Here is a 21,800-nt window from a genome sequence, read left to right as displayed (position 1 = left end):
GTCTCCTAGCGAGCAGCTTCTTTTTTTTGGGCGCCATCTCATTTTTTCGTCATTAAGCATCGGACCATAAAAAAACACATGTAGCTTCGAAGTTTCCACATGTATGCGTATTCAAGCCTATAGTATGATAAATGCAAATGCTGACAGCATAGAAAGGAGTAATACACATGGCTTCAAAAACGGATACTTCCGGACAAGTGCTTTATCAATTTGCAAATACGAAAAGCAAAAGGGCCTTCTTTTTCAAACACTGGCCGTTGTACGTCATTTCGATTCCGGGTCTCATCTACTTTGTCATTTTCAAGTACATCCCCTTATTCGGATCGGCGATCGCTTTCCAGAATTTTAATATTTTCAAGGGGATTTCTGGCAGTCCTTGGGTGGGTTTCGTTCATTTCCAGCGAATGTTTGCGTATGACGAGTTTCTGATCATTTTAAAAAATACACTGTTGATTGCCGCCTATGATCTAATCTTCGCCTTTCCGGTACCGATTATTCTGGCGCTGCTGCTCAATGAAGTCCGAATTAGCATTTATAAAAGGATCGTGCAAACGGTCATCTACATGCCCCATTTTCTATCTTGGATTATTGTCGGAGGGATGATTGTCAGCTTGCTGTCCCCGACCAACGGCGCTATTAATCATGTACTAGCTTTCTTTCATATCGATTCGATTTACTTTCTTGGTGAAAATAGCTTTATCCGCACGATTCTGATTGGATCCGGTATTTGGAAAGACAGCGGCTGGGGCACCATTATTTACTTGGCAGCCATCGCTGGGATTAACCCCGATCTGTATGAAGCAGCAGACATCGACGGGGCTGGCCGATTACGTCAAACGATTTCGATTACCTTGCCATCGATTCTGCCGGTAATCACAATTTTGTTCTTGCTGCATATTGGACGATTTATGGACTTCGGCTTTGAGCGCGTATTCGTGTTCCTGAACCCGCTCAACAGTGAGAATGGAGAAATCCTTGATACGTATGTTTACCGGGCAGGACTTGTCGACAGGCAGTATAGCTACACGACAGCGATCGGTATTTTCAAATCATTTGTCGGCTTGATCCTGATTGTGTCTGGTAATATGTTGAGCAAAAAAATGACCGGCGACGGACTTTATTAATTACTGCCGAGGAGGTGAAAGCTTTGATTCTAACAAAAGGCCAGCGCGCTTTCCAACTGTTCAACATCATCCTGCTGTTCGTCATCGGGCTTACGATGGTGCTGCCAATTTTGAACGTGCTTGCACAATCGTTCAGCAACGCGTCTGCTATTAATAGCGGAGCGGTAGGCATTTGGCCTGTCGGATTTACTTTGGAGAATTATCATTTGATCCTAAAAGATGCTTCCATATGGGTGGCTTTCCGAAATAGTTTGATTATTACGGTTTTTGGTACCTTGATTAACCTGCTGGCAACAGCTAGTCTTGCCTATCCGTTGTCGAGACCCGAATATCTTTATCGGAAAATGGCTCTCGTTTTTGTCTTGATAACGATGATTTTCCACGCGCCACTCATTCCGAATTACTTGCTGCTGAAGAATTTGCACATGCTCAACACCTTATGGGTGTTGATGATTCCTTCCGCTATCAGTGCTTATAATCTTTTCGTGATGCGTTCTTTCTTTATGAATTTGCCGAATGAACTTTTGGATTCAGCAAGAATTGATGGCTGTGGCGAGTTTCGCATGATCTGGAACATCGTCTTGCCCATGTCCAAGCCGGTAATGGCGACGATGGGCATCATGTATGCCGTTGCGAACTGGAATATGTACTCGCAAGCCATCTTCTATATCGACAAGCGAACGCTAATTACGCTGCAAGTGAGATTGCGCGAAATTGTCATCACGGACAATATGGGCTCCTCCGACGTCACCTCGGAATTAATGGCGCTTGTTTCGCCGGAAGGCTTAAAAATGGCGGTTATCGTCATAGCGACGATTCCGATCATGCTCATTTATCCGTTCTTGCAAAAGCACTTCATCAAAGGCATGCTGGTCGGTTCTATCAAATCTTAATAAGTATGCTTGACGAGGCGTGAGCTTGCTGGATTCTTGGCCGAACGTGTGGCAAGCGTCCGGCTGGACAGCGAAGCAGCGTTAACAATTATTTAACCCATCATTCAGATTCTGTTTGCTATACTTTGGTTGATGTGATGAGGCTCATCATCGCACAAACAAAGAGAGAAACAAAAATGGATAGGTGGAGAAATGATGTCATTTAAGAAGTTGAAACGTTTCATTGTATGTTCGACGCTTGGGGCAGTGCTGATTGGTCAAAGTATTCCCTTAACAGGCGTTTATGCGACTGCTGGGGACAAGGTATTTGATATTCTGCAAATACCAGATCTACATGGCACACTGGTAGACAACGACAATAACTACCCCATTGTGTCTGTCATGGCTCGCAACATTGAAGAGATCAAAAGTCAGAACCCTGCGCGTTCTCTGGTTTTAGGCGGAGGCGACAACTACAGGGGGACGAACGTGTCTGAGTATTCGCAGGGCACATCTGTGATGAAGATGTTTAATGCGATGGGTGTGGAAGCGTCTGCTCTTGGCAATCATGAGTTTGACTGGGGACTGGATAAGGTTACACAAAATGTGCCAGCCACGTATCCATTATTAGCAGCAAACCTCTACTATAAAGATAACGATGCAGACGAAAACAATGATCAACGCGTCTTGGACGCATACAAGGTTTTCACCAAAGATGGCGTGAAAATTGCCGTCATCGGCGCTGTTACGACCGATACCCAATATGCGCTTCCAGGAACGGTTGACGCCTACAAATTTAAAGATATTGCTGCTGAGGTCAACAAAGCGGCTGTGGATGCGAGAGCTGAAGGCGCACAGATCGTCTTGGCTAATATTCATGAAGAACAAAACGATGATGTCTCAGGCCCTATTATTGATGTAATGAATCAATTGGTCGGTGTAGATGCCGTGCTGGGAGCACATGCTCACCGGAATCTAAAAACAATGATCAACGGCATTCCCTTAATCATCGGTAGAGATCGTGGTAAAGATTTGGTACAGATGAGGATTACACTCGCTGCTAATGGCGCGCTATCCTTCGATTACAATTCGCTTGCTCTGGATACTGAAAGCACGAGCTTCCCTTATGGTTATAAGGCGAAAAAACCTGTTGTCAGCACTAGCATGCAACAAATCGTCGAGGATACGTTCAATACGTATTTGGATCATTCGACGATATCCCATTTTACATTTAATGAGAATAGCGGTACGACTGCAGGGAATTCTGCCGCAGGCGGATTGAATGCCAGTCTGGTTGGCGGAGCTGCCTGGAAGAGCGGCTTGAACGCAGGGGCTGTCGATTTGGACGGAACTGACGATTATGTCAGCTTGCCTGTCGGTGTGCCGTTGAACACGAATGAACTGACGGTTGCCACTTGGGTGAAAATAGATCAAAGAAAACAATGGGCACGCATTTTTGACTTTGGAAATGGCGAAGCAGGCAACAAAAACTCTTTCGCCTTAACTCTGGATAATGAAGGCTATTATTTATTTTATAATGACAACGGCAGCCAGAATGGCGATCACATCAGCGATATACCAACAGGGATCTGGACGCATGTTGCCGTTGTTTTCTCGGGGACGACAGCTACCATCTATATCGATGGCAAATATAAGAAGAGTATCAACGTAAATAACCCGCTTTCGCATTTGGGTGCTACGGTTAATAATTATCTTGGTAAGCCGCAAGCCGGCAATGATCCTTATTTTGATGGGCAATTAGACGATTTCCGTATATATGCACGAACGTTGAACGCAGGAGAAGTTCAAGCACTCGTACAAGCGCAAGATGCGGGATTTGTCGAGATTGAGAAGAATGCGCTCAGTCTTGGAGACGTAAGCCAACTAACAAGGAATCTAACCTTGCCGTTGACGGGGGCGAGCGGAACGACGTTGACATGGGCAACGGATCGCTCTTCCGTTGTTGAGAAGGATGGAACTGTTCATCGCCCTGCTGCTGGAACAGGTTCCGCAACTGCGACTTTGACAGCGACGATAACCAAACGAAATATGACAGTGAGCAAGCCTTTTACCGTAACGGTGAAAGAAAAAGAGGCTAATGTAGGAAAATGGTTGACAGGTGAATTTCACGTTCACACCTTTGAGTCCGACGATGCGCAGTCGTCTCTAGAGAGTGTACTAGACACAGCTTTTACCAAGTACGGACTGGACTGGATGGCTACAGCCAACCATTTGCGCTCCTCCAAGCGGGATGACGAAGGGGTTGATGTGCCGGGTGGACCTATTCCGTTCTCGCAAGGCGCAATCAATTATGAAGTTCCTAAAGTAAATAGCTTGCAAAACGCTGGGAAATATCCGAACAAAACGATTTTCTCTGGATTTGAATGGGATATTCCGAAGCATGACCATGCGGCCATTGGGATTCTTACGGATAACCCAGGGTCGAATCAAGCGTTAAAAGCAGCGAATCAATTTGAATATCTGTTTACAGATCGAGCAGAAAATCTGTTTAATCCAGATGATATTGCAACTTGGAAGACGCAGAATAGTAAAATAACGAATTTTGATCACCAGGATTCTTTGAAAGCTCTCCAATGGCTGCAAACGAATTATGGGAAGAACAGCAATAATGATACGAAAAGCTATTTCATTGTGACGCATCCGTCCAGAGGGGCAGGCAAAACGACAGCAGCAGCGCTCCGTGATTTCAACAACGCCGCTCCAGACATTAATTTTGGATTTGAAGGCATGATTGGCAGCCAAATGGAGCCGGATAGAGGCGGTTATAACACGACCTACAATACTAGCGATCCTACAGCCGATGATAAATATAAAAATAGATCTTTTGGTGGTTCGGACTATATGATTGCGAAGGTTGGCGGCGTGTGGGACTCGCTTCTGGGCGAAGGCCGCAATTATTGGAACTTTGCCAACTCGGATTACCATTTCAAAATTATTAACCCTTACTCCAGTGGATACTGGCCAGGTGAATATTCGAAGAATTATACATGGACCAATGGTAACGATATGCAAGCCATCCTGAATGGTATGCGCTCTGGGAAATCCTTCTCCGTCTATGGCGATCTCATTCAAGCCTTGGATTTTAATATTGAAGGCAGTAATGGCAAGCTGGAGATGGGCGCCAAGAACCCGCTGGTTTCTGTGAAGGAAGGCGATCCTCTCAAACTGACTATTCGCTTTAAAAGTCCAACTAAAAATAATTATGAAATACCTGTTGATAAGGGGATTTCAGCGAATATGGCTCCTGTCGTAGACCATGTGGATCTTATTGCAGGCGATGTGACTGGGTTAGCTGCACCTGGAACACCAGCCTATGAGAAAGACACTAACGATTCTACCAAAGTAATCGCAACGTTCACTAGTAAGGATTGGACAACAGACAGCGACGGTTACAATGTCATTCACTATGATTTGGGAGCAGCGAAAAATAACCAGTATTTCCGGTTAAGAGGGACGAATCTGGGGATGAATGTTCCGGGAGAAACAGATGCGCAAGGAAATCCACTCCTTGATCCGAAAACGGATGATGGGGATAACACGACACGTTTTAACAATATTAATGACCGGAACTATAAAGATCTGTGGTTCTATTCGAATCCAATTTACGTTAATCCTATTGCTTATACGAATCAACAGGCAGTAACCGACACAATCAATAAATTAACATTAGGTGCATTAGATCATGTTACGGATGACATTGTGCTGCCGACGGCAGGTGAACACGGGGCAACGGTGGTGTGGAAAAGCTCGCAACCTTCTGTCATCGGAAATGATGGCAAGCTCGTCCGACCAAACAACAATACGATAGTCGTTTTGACTGCTACGATTCAAAGAGGGGATGTCAGCCAAACGAAGTTGTTTACTGCGACCGTCAAGGGCGCTAATCCAGCAACGATTGAGCTTCAAGGCAGCTTGATTGCGAATGGGCAGCCCTATGTTCAGGATTCATGGACGAATCAGCCTGTAACGGTGAGTGTCTATGCGAGTGTCTATGCGCCAAGCACCTCATCAACGATAGAGCTGTCTCTGGATGGAGACAATGAACTGAGTTACAAGCCTTATGAAAGCAATAAGCTGCTCACTATTGCAGAGCAAGGCGTGCACGAACTGATTTTCCGCGGTATAGATAATCTAAACAACAAAGTGAGTTTGTCGTTGACTGTGAAGATTGACAAGGTCATCCCGGTTATCACGCTGATCGGAGAATCGAGCATAAGGCTGAGAAGAGGTTCCACGTATACGGAACAAGGCGCCTCAGCAACGGATAATATCGGTCTTGCCGGGAAAGTAATCGTTACAGGCACAGTGGACACGAATAGTATTAATACGTACACCCTTCATTACAACGTGATGGACGTAGCTGGGAATTCAGCGAAAGAGCTTGTACGTACCGTCGAAGTTTATGAAGAAAGTGACTCTACGCCGAGCGATCCACCAGTTCCGAACCCGACACCGACACCGACAACACCAGTTGTTAAGGAATCTGTACAAAGCGTACAAATGGATGTCAAGGCTGGGAGCGGCACGGAAGGCAACATTAAGGATGTCGTGAAATTCAAGGTTCCGGCAGCAGCATTGTCTGCGGACGGTCAATTGAAGGTAACGGTTCTAGCGGCTGATCAAACGCCGGCTGCAGGCAATCTGCAAGTGTTAAGCCCGGTAACGGAGTTTACAAACACATCAGGCCATACGTTTAGCAAAGCGATCGAAATTACATTTAATTACAAAAGTAATGCAAACGGCAAGCCGGCAGCTGTCTATTACTATAATGAATTGCAAAAGAAATGGATTTTCATTGGGGGAACTCCGAATAAGGACGGCACGATTTCCGCAAATGTGAATCACTTTACGAAGTTTGCTGTTTTTGCTTATGAGCCTGTGTTGTTTACCGATTTAGTGGGACACTGGGCAACTACCTATACGAATCGGTTGATCGGAATGAAAGCTATTCAAGGCTATGAGAATCAAACATTCCATCCGGAAGAAACCGTCACGCGCGCACAATTTGCGAGTTTGCTGGTCAAAGCGCTTGGACTTCCGGCTTCAGCGGGTACGTTTAATTTTGCTGACCAAAGCGACATTCCTGCGTGGGCCAAAGCGGATATTGCTGCTGCGGTGCAAGCGGATCTCATCAGCGGTTACGATCAAGATGGTAAGACGCTGTTTAAAGCAAACCAAACCATTACGCGTGCAGAAATGTCCGTTATTATGGCGCAAGCGTTGAAATCGAGCGGCAGTGCAGCGGTTTCTGGCTTGAAGCCGTTCGCTGACGCGTCGGACATCCCTGGATGGGCTGCTTCAGCGGTGAAAGCCGCATCAGCAGCGGGCATTGTGAATGGTTACGAAGATAACACATTCAGGGCCTCCAAGTCAGCAACGCGAGCAGAGGCGGCAGCTATGATTTATAAGCTGTTGGAAGCTTTGCATATTTAGATCAGCTAAGTTAAAGAGATTGGACCACCTGCGTATGCGGGTGGTCTTTTCTAAAAATAATATGTTTTGGCGCGTTCGCGGAGCTATTCCAACAGCCTCTCGCGGAAGTAAGGGAACTACGATACGCTATTCTAGCTAAAAGTGTCATTTTCGGGAGGGGGAGGGAACTACAGTACGCTATTTTGCCGTTTCATGAGAATTTTCAACGTTTTCGTGGAAATAAGACCCTGTAGTTCCGCTATTACTCACGCATCCCTACTTTTTGCCTAATTAGCGTCCTCTAGTTCCCTTACAAGGCTTTGCCGCTAAGAAGAGACTGATCTATCAGGGCGGGGATGCCGTTTTTCTTATGTAAAGAACCTAACCGCAAGTTGCCCCGTCTAGCTTTGTTCTTGCTGCTCCTGAAGGGCGAGATACACCTTGGCCAGCAGCAGCGACTCAGAATTTAGAGAGCGGCGTGTTATGGGCGATGCTGGCTGCGCTTTTTCTTGGGATAGATGAGCCGCGACAGCACCAATTTGCGCGATTCCCGCCCAAATAGCCTCACTGAGGTCCCTCAGAGGAGACGTCCTCGCCCCTGCTAGTATTTTCGAGCGATATCCACAAGTCGTCTGACGCCTTCCCGCAATTGTTCCTCATTGACGAAGGAATAGCTTAAACGAATCCAAGAACGCATTTCTCTAAGCGGATCACAGATTAATCCGGGTACAAAGGAGATCGATTGCCGGATACTTTCGTTCAAAAATTCCTCCATCGGTATGCTCTCGGGCAGCTTCAACCACAAATTGAAACCGCCTTTTGGACTGATCCAAGTCCATTCAGTGTCAGCTAATTCCTGCTCCACAATTTCTTTTCTTATTTGAAGCGCGATGCGCAGTTTATCCAAATGTGTTCTTATCCGCTCGGAGTCGAAGTAATGCAAGAATATTTTCTGGTTAACCAAAGGGGTACCATTATCAGCCAAAGATTTTGCGGTACTGAGCGGTTTGATGACAGAAGGACGCCCCATGACAGCGCAAATACGGAGTCCAGGTGCTACATATTTACTGAAGCTGCGGAGATACACAACCCATCCATCGGTGTCATAAGAAAAAATAGGCTCAGGAGGCGGCTCATCAAAATACATTTCGTGAATCGCATCATCTTCAATCAGCAAACAGCGGTAACGTTCAGCCAGTTCGACTAATTGCTTGCGTTGAGCTGAGGGAACCGTGAACCCTGTTGGATTATGGAAAGTAGGATTCATATAGAAAATGCGAGGTCGGTACTGTTTCATCAGCATCTCAATGTTGGCCAAATCATAGCCGTCAGGGTGAATATCCACCGAGATAAACCGTGCTCCCTGTTGCCGGAATATGTCAAGCGCTGAGCTGTAAGTCGGTCTTTCTACCAAAATGTGATCCATCGGCCTGACATAGACTCTGCAGATTAAGTCAATCGCCTGCTGCCCGCCTGTTGTTATCAACAGATCGCTCTCAGACAATTCAATACGATGCTGCTGCTTCATATAACTGCAAAGAAACGCGCGAAGCTCCTCATCGCCTTGAGCACTGGAGTAGGTGCCCATTAATTTCGGATAAATGTCGAAAACTTTCTTCACATATTCAGACAGGAACAGATTAGGCAGTAAATTGGGATCGATCAGTGATTGCGAGAATTGGTAGATAACCGGTATCTGCTGAATTTCGGACAAAGCGTTTCTCAAAAAACCGGAAGAAGGGACAGGGCTTCTGTCTGTTTGCTCGGGCAGGTCAAATTCCAAAAAACCAGGGTGTACATAGTAACCCGACTTCTCTTTGACATACACTTTCTCATGCTCCTTCAGAAGCTGATAGGCCCGGAAAACCGTTAACCTATGGATTTGGAGCTCTTGGGCGAGCATTCGAATCGATGGCAGCTTGTCATGAGCTTTCAACTCGCCGCGCTCGATTTTGGCAACGATATGGGCGTAGGCTTGTTTAAAAAGCAATTTGTTTGTTTCTGTCCAAGATTGTGTACGTTTCATCACGCGTTCTCCCCTTCTGTTTTTATTATATAGCAAAAGTGAATGATCTGTTCTGTTATCTTGCATCTGTTCTATTTGCGGCCTTGTATAATACAGAGCAAGAGGGGGAGCATCCATGATCATTATTAATTACTTGCTTATATGTCTTATTTTTGGCACGACGTTTTTGGCGATAAAAGTTGGGGTCGATGCCTCGACGCCACCGTTCTTCTCAGCGGGAATTCGCTTCTTTCTGGCAGGTCTTCTATTATTCCTGTGGATGGTATGGAGGAAGAAAGCCAGCTTTAAGCTTCTCCTGCACAAAGAAATGCTGCTTACCGGCATCGGACTGACATTCGGTACATTTGCAACCTTGTATTGGGCGGAGCAATATGTTTCTTCCGGTATCGCTGCCGTTTTGTCGGCTACAGCACCAATGATGATTTTAGTGCTGCAAATGCTAGTATTGCGTCAAAGAGCGAATGCTAACGCTATATTCGGTTGTCTTCTTGGGTTCGTTGGCATCATTCTACTCGTGCTTCCGCAGCTTGCCGTTACGGCTGATATCACATGGGTACTAGGTTGTTGCGCTATTATAGTTGGGCAGATTTTCTATGGGGGTGGCGCTCTTTATGCCAAGAAAGTTATTCAACAATTCCCGCAAGCATCGCCTATCGCGCTTAATGCAGTCCAGATGATCTATGGCGGCTTAATGCTTCTCGCATTGGCTTTATGTACTGAGCATATAAATTTCAGAGGCATGTTAACGACTAGTGCGGTCGGATCACTTCTGTATTTAATCGTAATCGGTTCCATGGTGGGGCATAGTCTTTTCTATTGGCTTGTCGCCAAGACAAATCCGATCTTCCCGGCCACATGGCTTTATATTTCACCTATCATTGCCCTCGCATTCGGGGTATTGCTTTATGGTGAAAAGATTACGTGGGTATCGGCAGCCGGTGTAATCATCATTATGGCTGGAACAATTTATGCCAACTCGGGTAATTTAAAGCTGCTTCTTCCTGGGTGGCGTGTTCTTTTATCCAAAATTCGCAATCCATAAGAAATAATGCAAGCAGCACTATGGTAAGCTAAGGGTGTGAAGCCGTATCGTTCTATTGACAAATAATCATTATTTCGTTAGCATCAGTGTTGTAATACGGACAATTGTCCGTAAAAAAAGTTAGATAAGAGAGAGCACCATAAACAGAGGATGCTCGAATCGGATGGAGGGAATTAGATGTCATCAGAAAAAACGATTGCAGCAGACGCCCCATTTTCTATGCGCAGCATATTAGGGCCGCTGGTCGCAATTGTCGTTGGGATTTTCATGGTCATTTTGGACGGGACAGCGGTAAACGTTGCTCTTCCTAAGCTGCAGGAAGAATTTAATCTTTTGAATTTGTCCTTGGTGCAATGGACCGTGATAGGCTATGCGCTGGCACAAGCAGCGGTTATTCCTTTGGCGGGATGGCTCTCCGACAGATTTGGCGCCAAGAAAATTTTCTTGATCTCGGTAGGTCTTTTCACGATCGGTTCTGGTTTATGCGCGCTGGCTAATACAGTTGAAATGTTGATTACTTACCGTATCATCCAGGGTCTGGGTGGCGGTGTTGTTGTACCTATTGCTATGGCGTTCATCTATCGTCTGTCGCCCCCAGGAAAAGTTGGGGCCGTTATGGGGATGATGGGGATTCCAATTTTGCTGGGACCAGCTCTTGGACCCGTCGTTGCAGGCTGGCTAGTTGAATATCACAGCTGGCAGTGGATCTTCCTGATTAACCTGCCTATTGGTGTCATCGGTATTATCCTGGGCATTCGTACCTTGCCGAACATCCAGCGGCAGTCTGTTGCATCCTTGGATTTACTTGGCATGCTGCTGGGGCCAATCGCCTTTGCAGCGCTTGTATACGGCGTTTCTAATGGTGGTATTGACCCGATTACGGGGAAATCCACTTGGATGGATGCAGACACCCTGATCGGCTCAGGAATCGGAATTGTGGCGCTTATTTTATTCGTTATTGTGGAATTGAGACGTGAGAATCCGCTTCTCGAGCTGCGCGTTTTTCGCTCAGGGAATTTTACCAAAGGGATCATCGTGCAATGGATCTCTCAAATTGCGATGTTCGGAACCATGTTCCTTGTTCCGCTGTATTTACAACAAGCGCATGGCTATAGTCCTTTGAAAACAGGACTCATCATGCTTCCGCAAGCGCTGGCTTCCGGATTATTCATGCCAATTGGCGGTAAATTGTCCGATCGTTTCGGCGCTCGTCCGCTAGTTTTGGCTGGGATGGCTCTAACAACGATTTCGGCCTTGTTACTGTCGAATATTTCCGGCGATTCAGGCGTAGGTGCTGTGATCCTGCCGCTTACCTTGTTAGGAGCTGGAATGGGACTGTTTATGATGCCGCTCAATAACCACTTGATTCAATCGGCGCCGCAGAATTTGGTGGGGCGTGTAACGTCTCTCACGAATGCCGCGCAGCAAGTTATGATGTCCTTCGCAATCGCTATTCTGATGACGATCTTCACAACCAAGATGAAGAATCTTATGGTGGAATCGGGCAAACAAAAGCCTGATTTAGATTTGTATGCTTCTTCCTTCGGGTATACATTCTTAATTCTGCTTGGCATCGCAGTTGTCGGTGGTTTGCTTGGTCTTATGCTGCGCAAGCCTAAGAGAGCAGAGGGCGAGTCCACAGAAGGTACTGAAATCCCAATTATGGTGGGTCATTAATCAGATATTGTTCATTAAATGGGAAAAGCCCGGTTCATGGGGAACCGGGCTTTTTTTTGCCAGCATAGTTGATTATTGATCTTGAGATTTGCTGCTGGAGGATTGATTTTCTTGAAATGCCTCTGCCGCTTCTTCTGCGGAAAACTCCGTATCCTCTTGACCTGGAACAGGCAATTTGTTTAACTCCGTAGATTGCACTTCTGCCTTCGTTGCCTGATGATCTGAATTAGGCATGTGAACACCTCCTTTAGTAAACTAACAACAAGGAATAGTTTTCCACATCACCAATTTTTTATTCAGATAAATTTTAACCAATAGATCGTCGTAAATGCCCTTAGGCAGAACAGTTTGACAACTTCATTCATGACATTAAATTCTTTTGCAATAAGCAACAAATACCATATCCACAAGAATGGAAGATATGGTATAATTCTCGCGTATTTAAATTCTCTATTAGAGAATTTATCAGGTAACTGTTACGCGTTAGACATACATATATGACCAATTAACACGATCTGGGCTTACAACCATAAACCGTTGTAGGTCTATTTTATTGCAAATGAAGGGGCTAAGGACTGTGAAAAACAAGACAGTAATTACAGGTTTTGGACTTAAACTACCTAAAATCCAAAACGTTGAGCAATTCGAAAAAGTGCTTAGAAATGGTACTAATACACAATCGATTGTCACTGGAATAGGCCCCAAAAAAGAAAGTATGGTTTGTGGAATTATTGAAGATGAATTGGAAGAAGCCAAGGAAAAAAAACTGCGAGGATATCCAAGAGCAGCGCTTCTTGGCATCGCTGCGACCAAAGAGGCAGTTGAACAAGCAAGAATCGCAAGTCCTAAAGCTAGAGTAGCTGTTATTATGGGGACTTCGACCGCGAGTCTTCCTGAGGTTGAGCAAGGTTCTTATCTGTATCGAAATAATCAATACAATAAAATAAGTGCTTTCAATGCAGGAATGACCAACATACATAGTCTTTCTTCCGGGATAGCCAATTATTTTGGCATGGGGGATGGCAATCTTGTATTCACATTAACCAACGGCTGTGCATCGGGGTCAGATGCGATATTTTTAGGGAAAACTTTATTAGAAAATGGTATTGTGGATATATGCATTGTCGGCGCAGCTGAAACACCTATTTGTGATTCAGCCATTGCAAGTTTTGCCAAGCAGCGAGCAATAAAATTCAATGCCAATATCGGAGAAACAGGCAATCCATTTTCCAAAAATAGTAATTCATTTGTCATTTCAGAGGGGGCAGCAGTTATTGTTTTGGAAACGGAGCAGCATGCAGACCAAGAAAGCAAAACCAAATATGGCTATATTACAGGCGCAGCGGCGAATAATGACGGTGTAAATATTCATCAAATGGACGAAGATGGGGAGCGATTATACCAAACTTTGGATCAGGCAGTGGGAAGTAAAATCATTTCCTATACAAACAGTTTAGCACTGGGACTGAATTTGCAAGATGCCAATGAAGCCAGAAATCATCTCAAAAAGCTGGGAACTCCTACACCAATCACATCAATAAAAGGGATGATCGGTCATGCTTTCGCTGTCTCAGGGGTTGTGCAGCTAATTTCATCTTTGCTAAGTTTAAGAGATCAGTTTATTCCTGCAACTACAAATAGTGATTTCATCGGGTATGAGCACCTGAACATTGTCAAAGAGACTACATTTTGTGACGTTCAAAATATCGCAATTACTTCTCATGGATACGGCGGAAATAATAATACAATTGTGGTATCGAAAGTAGGTTAAGGTATGAATTTTATCCTTATGGCAGCAATGTCCTTGGTACCGCTGTTCTTGGGAATGTCCTGCAAATTGCTGTTTAAAACAAAATTAACTAACGCCATGTTAGTATTTATGATTTTTGTGAGTTTATGGCAGTTGGATGTCAGTGTTTTATATAGTATCGACATACTGAATAAAGATATCATATTTTTTCTTTTTAAGCTTTTTCGAATAGGTTCAATTATGCTTCCTCCGGCTTTTCTATATGTGGGATATGTCATACTGAAATATCTGAGCAAAGAAGAAGCCAAATGGATGAACTGGGTTATCAATAAATATACCCTATTCGCTTATGCAACTTGGTCTTTAATCATTTATTTGATTAATTGGACCGATCATGGTCTATTAGGCTTAAAGAATATTGAAGGTTTTGGCAGTACGGTTACCGTCCTCTACCCGGTTTACGGTGACTTGAGTTCCTTATTTGTCAACCACATCAAACTACTGATTGTAAGTATTCTATTAACCTTGATTTCGAGCAGAAAAGTGACGGATAAATATGTGAAAAATTTCCTGACTTTATTCAGTCTAACGTTCCTATTGACGTATATGATTGGCGTATTAAATCTACAAGCAGGAACATTTATTTATTCAAGTCAAATTGCTGTGATGATTTTCTCCATTTTTATCTTCTTTATTTTTGTGCATTTGAGCACCAAGATGATTAGAGAAACGACCCAAATATTAAAAAGGAAAGAAAAAGAAGAACAAGTTGAAATAACGACCTCGGGGTTAATTCATGAGATCAGTAATCCTTTGACGATAATGAAAGGGTATTCAGAGCTTTTGTCACGGAATGAGCAGTTGGACGTACAGGCCAAAGGAATGGTTAGTCAAATCAAAATAGCCGGTAACCATATGAATAGTATCATCAAAAATTATAATCAATTCATTAAAAGTGGTAAAATTAATACAGAAGATGCCGATGTTATGGAAATTATTAAAGAATCGCTTGTATTAACGTCTATTAGAATTAAAGAAAAGAACGTATTCATTGAAGTGAATGAACAAAAAAGTCGGATTGTGAAAATAGATAAAGATAAAATGAGACAAGTTTTCATTAATCTAATCAACAACAGCATAGAAGCAATGGATGAAAAAGAGCTGAAAACAATCAAAATTACTGTTTATGCCAGCAATAATGCCATGAATATTGTGTTCACGGACACGGGGTCAGGAATTCCCAAGAATGAATGGGATCGAATATTTGCGCCCTTCCATACAACCAAAGAAGCAGGTATGGGCTTGGGACTATCCATTTCTCAGCGTATTCTTAATTCTCACGGCGGATATATTGAAATCGTAAAGAGTGATGAGGAGGGAACTGAAATTAAAGTTACGATACCTTTGATCGATTACGAACAAATCATGGATGTAGCCAGATAGTTAACTCGAATTGAATAGGGTGTAAAGAGCTAGGAATCCGTTTTGACACCGGATTCCTTTTTGTTATGTTTATCTAACTCAGCAAGTTTAGGTTTGCTTCTTCTAGGGAAGGAAGAACAAATTTATGATCGATAGGCGACGACATGACGATTAGAATCGTATAGGTTCCGTATTTATCACATTGATTTCCGAATTCCTCAAGAGATCGCGTAGAGTCGGATATGACTTTCAATAAGTAGTTGTGTTCCCCGCTAATCCGGTAACATTCGACAACATCGGGAGACGAGCGGCAGAATTCAAGGAATGCAGTACAGTTTCTTGAATGAAAAAGTATATAGGCTGAAGCGTGTTTTCCTATTTTTTCAGGGGAGACAATAGTGCGGTATTCGCTGATGATCCCTTTTTCCTCCATGCGTCGAACTCGTTCTGTTACTGCGGGTTGTGATAAAGCAACACACTTTCCTAGTTCCGTCATAGAAATTCTCGCTTGATTTTGAAGGTGAAAAAGGATTTGTTTGTCAATCTGGTCCATCGCATTCGACTCCTTTAAATTTAAGGTTTTCCTTGCAAACTACCTTGTCTTTCATTGTTAAACCGTATATTTCAATTTATTTCTTTATGTAAGGAGTATAACTAATTTTATATAATAAACTTACAATAGTAAAGTGATTAACACTTTAACTATCCCGAAAGGATGAAGTATATGAGTAAGTTATATTCAAACCGAATGAATTCAGAATTTCCACCAGGTCGCATTGACGAGGTAATCGATCGAACGCTTGCTGACAAGCGGTTGGTCGGCGCTGTCATTCAAATAGCGTTAGACGGGGTACTGGTTTATAGCCGAGCTGCTGGTTATGCCGATCGAGAGATGAACCGGCTCATGCAAGAAGATGCGTTATTCCGACTTGCTTCGGTTACGAAGCCTATCGTTTCAACGGCGGCACTGGTTCTAGTTGCGCAAGGTCGCTTACAGTTGGACGACCGCGTTGATCGTTGGCTTCCAGCGTTTCAGCCACTTTTGCCGAACGGAGAATCTGCGATTATGACAATTCGCCACTTGATGACGCACACCGCGGGTCTGACTTACCGATTTTTTCAAGAAGAGAATGGTTCATATGAGCGAGCTGGCATATCGGATGGAATGGACAATTCCGAAGTTACCCTGGACGAGAACCTGCGTCGTATAGCCTCTGTACCGCTTCTCTATACACCAGGAACCGAGTGGAAATATTCCATTGCGACAGATGTGCTGGGAGCAGTAATAGCCAAAGTTACAGAGACATCGCTCAGCGAGGCAATACATTCGCTGGTGACAAAGCCGCTTGGCTTGAGCGACACTAGTTTTCTCGCAGTCGCCCCAGAACGGCTCACCCAAGCGTATACCAATGATATGCCAGAGCCGCGGATTATAGATGATCCTGATAGAGTGGCTTTCTTGGAGAACACGGCGGGCTTCACGCTTGCCCCAGGCCGGGCACTTGACAGATCGGCCTATCCTTCTGGTGGAGCGGGCATGGTCGGCAGCGCCGGAGACTTCTTGCAGCTGTTGGAAACATTGCGCAAGGGCGGAGCCCCTCTGCTGCCTGAGTATCTGGTTAGCGAACTAGCAACCAACCAGATCGGTGATCTGCCAATGGCCTTTTGGCCAGGTCGAGGTTTCGGTCTAGGCATTACGGTGCTCAAGGATCCAGTCACTGCTGACACTCCGGAATCCCCGGGTACATGGCGCATGGGGGGGACCTATGGCCATTCGTGGTTCGTCGATCCTAAGCATCGGCTCAGCGTAGTGGCGTTCACCAACACGGCACTGGAAGGAATGTCAGGTCAGTTTACTGTTGACCTTTGTGAAGCTGTTTATGACACGATAAAAAACTAAAGAGGTGTTTCTGAAATGAGCTCACATACAGCTTCTGCCACACAGAGATTCTCCAACAGCAGCTCATCTGGCCGACTCCCATGGGCTGGGTTGCTCGCCCTTGCAATGACAGGGTTTATCTGTATTCTAACCGAAACGATTCCATCCGGCTTATTGCTCCAGATAGGTGAAGGGCTTGGAGTGTCGGAGGCACTTGCAGGTCAACTAGTCACCCTGTATGCCCTTGGTTCACTAGTGGCAGCAATTCCATTGACCACTGCGACGCGCGGGTGGCGTCGTCGTCCGCTGCTTCTCATATGCATCCTTGGTTTTCTCGTATTCAACACGATCACCACACTTTCTACTAACTATACACTGACGCTCGCAGCCCGTTTCTTCGCTGGCGTCTCCGCTGGTGTTCTATGGGGGATGATAGCAGGCTATGCCCGGCGTATGGTACCAGAGTCGCTTAAAGGACGAGCGATGGCACTTGCAATGGTCGGCACGCCGCTAGCCTTGGCGCTAGGTGTTCCAGCTGGAACACTTCTTGGTTCCGTTATTGGCTGGCGCCCTGTCTTAGGGTTGATGTCGCTGCTGTCTCTTCTATTGATTGCCTGGGTGCTGTGGAAGCTGCCGGATTATCCCGGAGAGGCCGCAAACAAACGCCTCCCTCTCCGAAAGGTTTTCGTCATCCCAGGAGTTCGACCGGTATTATTTGTCGTTCTGACTTGGGTGCTGGCACACAACATCTTATACACCTATATTGCGCCGTATCTTGTCCAGGCTGGGCTTAACCAACGTGTGGATTTGATCTTGCTTATTTTTGGCGTTACAGCGTTTGCGGGTATTTGGGTTATCGGGGTTTGGATCGACCGCAGCCTGCGGTCATTGGTTTTGATCAGCCTCGCGGCTTTTTCCTTGGCGTCCTTCCTATTAGCTATTGGCAGCAGTCAGCCACTTGTCATCTATCTCGTGGTTACTGTCTGGGGGCTGACGTTCGGGGGCGCAGCGACTTTACTGCAGACAGCAGTAGCCGAAGCTGCTGGCGAGAGTGCAGATGTGGCCCAGTCTATGCTGGTAACAGCGTGGAATCTTGCCATTGGCGGTGGGGGAGTGATAGGCGGTATACTTATCGAAACACTTGGCGTCGGTTCTTTCCCATGGGTATTGTTTATTCTACTACTCCTTGCGCTGCTAGTAGCGTTGCGCGCTAGAGATCACGGATTTCCACGAAAAAACGATTAACGTCTAAATAACACTGGAAAACATCACTTGGGAGCGCTGCGTAGTTTGAGATCATGGATTATGTTAAAATGGTCTAAAAGGCTAAGGATGGATGCAATGCAAAGCAGTTCGCAAATCATGGGAATTCCAGTACCCAAAATAACAATGCAACATACCGTCGATTTAATTGATCAAGTCATTACGGAGAAGCAAAAGGAGCTTTTCCATGTGGTAACCCTTAATCCGGAAATCACAATGTCCTGTCAGCATGACACAGGTCTGCGAGCCGTCATTGACGAGGCAGGTCACTTAACCGCGGATGGTGCGGGGATTGTCATGGTCTCCCGATTGAAAGGTAATCCGCTTCCTGAACGGGTAACAGGGTGTGATCTTCTCATCCATTTATTGGAGCGGGGAAGCCAAAGGAATTGGTCGGTTTATCTGCTGGGCGCGGATGAGCGAACGAGTGAGAAGGCGAAGGAAGTCATCAGCAAGAAATACCCTAACGTATCCGTTGTGGGCAGGCAGCATGGCTTTTTTGAGGCAAAAGAGGAGTCGCGCATTCTTGCTGAAATTGCGGCGCTAAGCCCAGATATTTTAGTCGTGGCGCTTGGAGCTCCGAAAGCTGAATTATGGATTCACAAATATAAAAACACATTGAATGCTAAGGTTGCTATGGGCGTTGGGGGCAGTCTGGATGTCATTGCAGGGACTGTAAGAAGGGCACCCGCTATTTGGCAGAAGTTAAACATAGAATGGCTGTATCGATTAATCAATCAACCTTCCAGATGGCGAAGACAATTAATTCTGCCCCGCTTCGCAGTGCGAGCCTTATTGTTCAAAGAGCGGAAACTCGAATAGAAGATTCAGGAGTGAAGCATGATCATTCGAATATTGCAGGAATCCGATGCGAAGTTGTACCAAGAAGTACGCTTGAGCTCGCTGACCACGAATGGGCAATACGCAGATGAAGATTTAATGGCGCTAATGCTGTAAAACAAAAGAGGCTGTCTCCGAAGGTTGAAAACCTAGGGAGCAGCCTCTTTTGTTTTGGCGATAAAACATACCTCTAAACGCGGTCGCTCATCTTTGAATGGCCACGATAGAGGTTTTCTCAAAATATAAGAGTTTATATGTTTTGGAGTGAACGCGGAGTTACTCCAGCTGCCTCGCGCGGACGTAAGGGAACTACGGTCCGCTATTCTAGCCAAAAGTGTCAGTATCGGGAAGTTGAGGGAACTACAGTACGTTATTTTGCTGTTTCAAGGCAAATTCAGCGTTTTTCGTGGAAATAAGACCCTGTAGTTCCGCTATTACCCACGCATCTCTACTTTTTGCCTAATTAGCGTCCTTTAGTTCCCTTACAAGGTTTTGCCGCAAAGAAGAGACTGATCTATCAGGGCGGCGAACCCGTTTTTCTTTAACCTTTTTCTTTATACTTCGTTCTAGTAAGCTAAAGCGAACAGACCATGAATGTGGGACAAATAGCGAACGTTACTTGCTTCTTTCATAAGCGAAGCCGGTAAGCCTTTGAGCTTCGTGTTATTTCCGCCGATTGTACCGATGCCGTCTTTACGGCCTAAGCTGCCAAGTGTTCCGGAGAATACAGGAACGAACTTGTCCATGACGCCGCCTTTAATTTGAACTGCAAGGTTGTAGCCAATCGTTTCACCCATTTGCCAAGCCAATTGTGCGGTTGGCGGATAAGGTCTTTCACTGCCTTCAGGGAATACAACCGCGCAATCACCTGCCAGGAAGATATCGGAATGGGAAGTTGATTGCAGGGTGGATGTAACCGTCGCGCGGCCACGATCTTCTGCGATGCCACAGCTTCCTACAACGTGATTGCCTTTCACGCCGCCAGTCCAAATGATCGTGTTGGACTCGATGGTTTGACCGCTCTTCAGAGCAACCGTAGTTTTGGTAGCTTCTGTAATCGCTACGCCTGTCAAGAAAGTAACACCGCGCTTCTCAAGGCTAGTTACCGCGCGCTCAATCAAGACTGGAGGGAATACAGGAAGGATGGCAGGGCCAGCTTCTACACAGTAGATGGAAACATCGCTGAAATCGATGCCTTTGCTGCGGCAAACTTCAGGAAGCTTATCAGCGAATTCGCCTACAAGCTCAACGCCTGTTAGACCGCCGCCGCCAACAACGATCGTTGCATCTGCTTTGTTGCCGGAAGCTTTGTAAGCGTCCAGACGAGCTTCAACATGCTCGCGAATGCGGTTAGCATCTGCCGCGGATTTGAGGATCATGCTGTTCTCTTCGAGACCTGGGATACCGAAGTAGTTGGTTTCGCTGCCCAGTGCAACAACGAGCGTATCATACTTGTGAACAGCGCCGCTGCTTGTAAGTACTTGTTTGTCATTAGGTTTGATTTCTTTAATTGTGTCGACAACAACATTGACATCTTTGTCGCCCAGCAATTTTTGCAGAGGAAGAGCAACCGCTTGTTCTTTGATTGTGCCACCCGCCAAGCGGTGCAATTCAGTAATAATTTGGTGTGTTGAATAACGGTTGATGATCGTTATGTTGGCTTCTCCAGCCGTCAAATGTTTACGTGCAGTCAAAGCGGTAAGCAGACCGCCATAACCGCCGCCAAGAATAAGTATTTGTTTAGCCATCATTATCCATCCCTTACCCGTATTAGTTTTTGCGTTCGGAGAGCACGTTCAAGAATGCTTGAGCAAAACGAAGAGTCTTCTGCACTTCAGGATCTTTCAACATTTTTAGCATACCAAATAGACCGATTGTTGTTCCTGCTTCAGCTTGTGAACGTTCACCAGCTTCAATCGCTGCCGATGCGATGTCTTTCGCTTTGTCCTGAACAGGTTTGATGAATTCACCGAGACCTTGAGCAAAATCATTGATCAATACTTTGTCAGTAGCTACGCTTTGTGCGAAATCGTAGGCTTTTGTTAACACGGTCATCATTTCTACCATTTTGGGCAGGTTATCAACCAGCACTGTCAAAGATTGCTGCACCTCAGGCTTTAGCAATTGGTCGAGTACGTCTAATGATTTTGGTTCAGCAGCAAGTGTTGCTGCTACTTCTTGAACAGCAGATGTCTGTGACATATGAAAAATCCTCCTTTGCGGGTTAAAATAATCGGGTACTGTCACAATGTGTAAAAGCCGATACGATCTTTTACAATCGTTGTAACATTTTTCACATAGTAAAATGTTCATCAACATCGACACAATTGGATTTAAACCGTATCTAGATATTCTACACCTTTTGACAAAAAAATTAAAAAGAAAATATTGCAAATTCGTGAACATGAATCTAATATTTGTTTGTACGCTAATCTGAGATGTAAATAGGGTGTTAAAAGATAGCGAGTAGGA

15 protein-coding genes are annotated in these 21,800 nt (G+C 45.1%); 10 read left to right on the top strand and 5 right to left on the bottom strand.

Annotation, left to right across the window (positions count from 1 at the left end):
• Positions 1-167 precede the first annotated feature (167 nt).
• The 3 genes from LOZ80_RS19190 to LOZ80_RS19180 all read left to right on the top strand — a co-directional run bounded on the left by LOZ80_RS19190 (position 168) and on the right by LOZ80_RS19180 (position 7,450).
• On the top strand, positions 168-1,124 hold the full coding sequence (locus tag LOZ80_RS19190) for an ABC transporter permease (protein WP_238172823.1): 957 nt from the start codon (positions 168-170) through the stop codon (positions 1,122-1,124).
• A gap of 23 nt (positions 1,125-1,147) precedes the next feature.
• Positions 1,148-2,017, top strand: a complete 870-nt coding sequence (locus LOZ80_RS19185; protein WP_238172822.1) for a carbohydrate ABC transporter permease — start codon at positions 1,148-1,150, stop codon at positions 2,015-2,017.
• 192 nt (positions 2,018-2,209) lie between these two features.
• A complete protein-coding gene (locus tag LOZ80_RS19180) occupies positions 2,210-7,450 on the top strand; it encodes an immunoglobulin-like domain-containing protein (protein WP_238172821.1) in 5,241 nt (1,746 codons plus the stop codon).
• Between the two features lie 580 nt (positions 7,451-8,030).
• On the opposite strand, the gene LOZ80_RS19175 is transcribed toward LOZ80_RS19180, so the two are convergent.
• Complete coding sequence (locus tag LOZ80_RS19175) at positions 8,031-9,455, bottom strand: aminotransferase-like domain-containing protein (RefSeq protein ID WP_238172820.1); 1,425 nt, start codon at positions 9,453-9,455, stop codon at positions 8,031-8,033.
• Positions 9,456-9,570: 115 nt separating this feature from the next.
• Here LOZ80_RS19175 and LOZ80_RS19170 point away from each other — a divergent pair, with 115 nt between their 5' ends.
• The gene (locus LOZ80_RS19170) at positions 9,571-10,497 is read left to right on the top strand and encodes a DMT family transporter (RefSeq protein WP_238172819.1); all 927 of its coding nucleotides are present in this window, start codon (positions 9,571-9,573) and stop codon (positions 10,495-10,497) included.
• 177 nt (positions 10,498-10,674) lie between these two features.
• The gene (locus LOZ80_RS19165) at positions 10,675-12,174 is read left to right on the top strand and encodes an MDR family MFS transporter (RefSeq protein WP_238172818.1); all 1,500 of its coding nucleotides are present in this window, start codon (positions 10,675-10,677) and stop codon (positions 12,172-12,174) included.
• 72 nt (positions 12,175-12,246) lie between these two features.
• Here LOZ80_RS19165 and LOZ80_RS19160 read toward each other — a convergent pair whose 3' ends face one another.
• Positions 12,247-12,408 (bottom strand): hypothetical protein, encoded by a 162-nt coding sequence (locus LOZ80_RS19160; RefSeq protein WP_238172817.1) that lies wholly within the window; start codon positions 12,406-12,408, stop codon positions 12,247-12,249.
• 343 nt (positions 12,409-12,751) lie between these two features.
• Between LOZ80_RS19160 and LOZ80_RS19155 the strand changes: the two genes are divergently transcribed.
• Both LOZ80_RS19155 and LOZ80_RS19150 read left to right on the top strand, forming a co-directional pair.
• Entirely contained in the window at positions 12,752-13,945 is a 1,194-nt protein-coding gene (locus LOZ80_RS19155) for a beta-ketoacyl-[acyl-carrier-protein] synthase family protein (RefSeq protein WP_238172816.1), read from the top strand.
• A gap of 3 nt (positions 13,946-13,948) precedes the next feature.
• The gene (locus LOZ80_RS19150) at positions 13,949-15,367 is read left to right on the top strand and encodes a sensor histidine kinase (protein WP_238172815.1); all 1,419 of its coding nucleotides are present in this window, start codon (positions 13,949-13,951) and stop codon (positions 15,365-15,367) included.
• A gap of 73 nt (positions 15,368-15,440) precedes the next feature.
• Here LOZ80_RS19150 and LOZ80_RS19145 read toward each other — a convergent pair whose 3' ends face one another.
• Positions 15,441-15,899, bottom strand: a complete 459-nt coding sequence (locus tag LOZ80_RS19145) for an Lrp/AsnC family transcriptional regulator (protein ID WP_238172814.1) — start codon at positions 15,897-15,899, stop codon at positions 15,441-15,443.
• 171 nt (positions 15,900-16,070) lie between these two features.
• On the opposite strand from LOZ80_RS19145, the gene LOZ80_RS19140 reads away from it, so the two are divergent.
• The 3 genes from LOZ80_RS19140 to LOZ80_RS19130 all read left to right on the top strand — a co-directional run bounded on the left by LOZ80_RS19140 (position 16,071) and on the right by LOZ80_RS19130 (position 19,310).
• Entirely contained in the window at positions 16,071-17,246 is a 1,176-nt protein-coding gene (locus LOZ80_RS19140; RefSeq protein WP_238172813.1) for a serine hydrolase domain-containing protein, read from the top strand.
• 15 nt (positions 17,247-17,261) lie between these two features.
• Positions 17,262-18,470 (top strand): MFS transporter, encoded by a 1,209-nt coding sequence (locus LOZ80_RS19135; RefSeq protein WP_238172812.1) that lies wholly within the window; start codon positions 17,262-17,264, stop codon positions 18,468-18,470.
• Positions 18,471-18,566: 96 nt separating this feature from the next.
• The gene (locus LOZ80_RS19130) at positions 18,567-19,310 is read left to right on the top strand and encodes a WecB/TagA/CpsF family glycosyltransferase (RefSeq protein ID WP_238172811.1); all 744 of its coding nucleotides are present in this window, start codon (positions 18,567-18,569) and stop codon (positions 19,308-19,310) included.
• Between the two features lie 584 nt (positions 19,311-19,894).
• Here LOZ80_RS19130 and LOZ80_RS19125 read toward each other — a convergent pair.
• Both LOZ80_RS19125 and LOZ80_RS19120 read right to left on the bottom strand, forming a co-directional pair.
• Positions 19,895-21,076, bottom strand: a complete 1,182-nt coding sequence (locus tag LOZ80_RS19125; RefSeq protein ID WP_238173041.1) for an NAD(P)/FAD-dependent oxidoreductase — start codon at positions 21,074-21,076, stop codon at positions 19,895-19,897.
• Positions 21,077-21,098: 22 nt separating this feature from the next.
• Positions 21,099-21,530 (bottom strand): helical membrane plugin domain-containing protein, encoded by a 432-nt coding sequence (locus tag LOZ80_RS19120; protein WP_238172810.1) that lies wholly within the window; start codon positions 21,528-21,530, stop codon positions 21,099-21,101.
• Positions 21,531-21,800: the final 270 nt, after the last annotated feature.

The sequence above is a fragment of the Paenibacillus sp. HWE-109 genome, from assembly GCF_022163125.1.
GTDB lineage: Bacteria > Bacillota > Bacilli > Paenibacillales > NBRC-103111 > Paenibacillus_E.
This window is presented reverse-complemented; position numbering and strand designations above follow the sequence as displayed.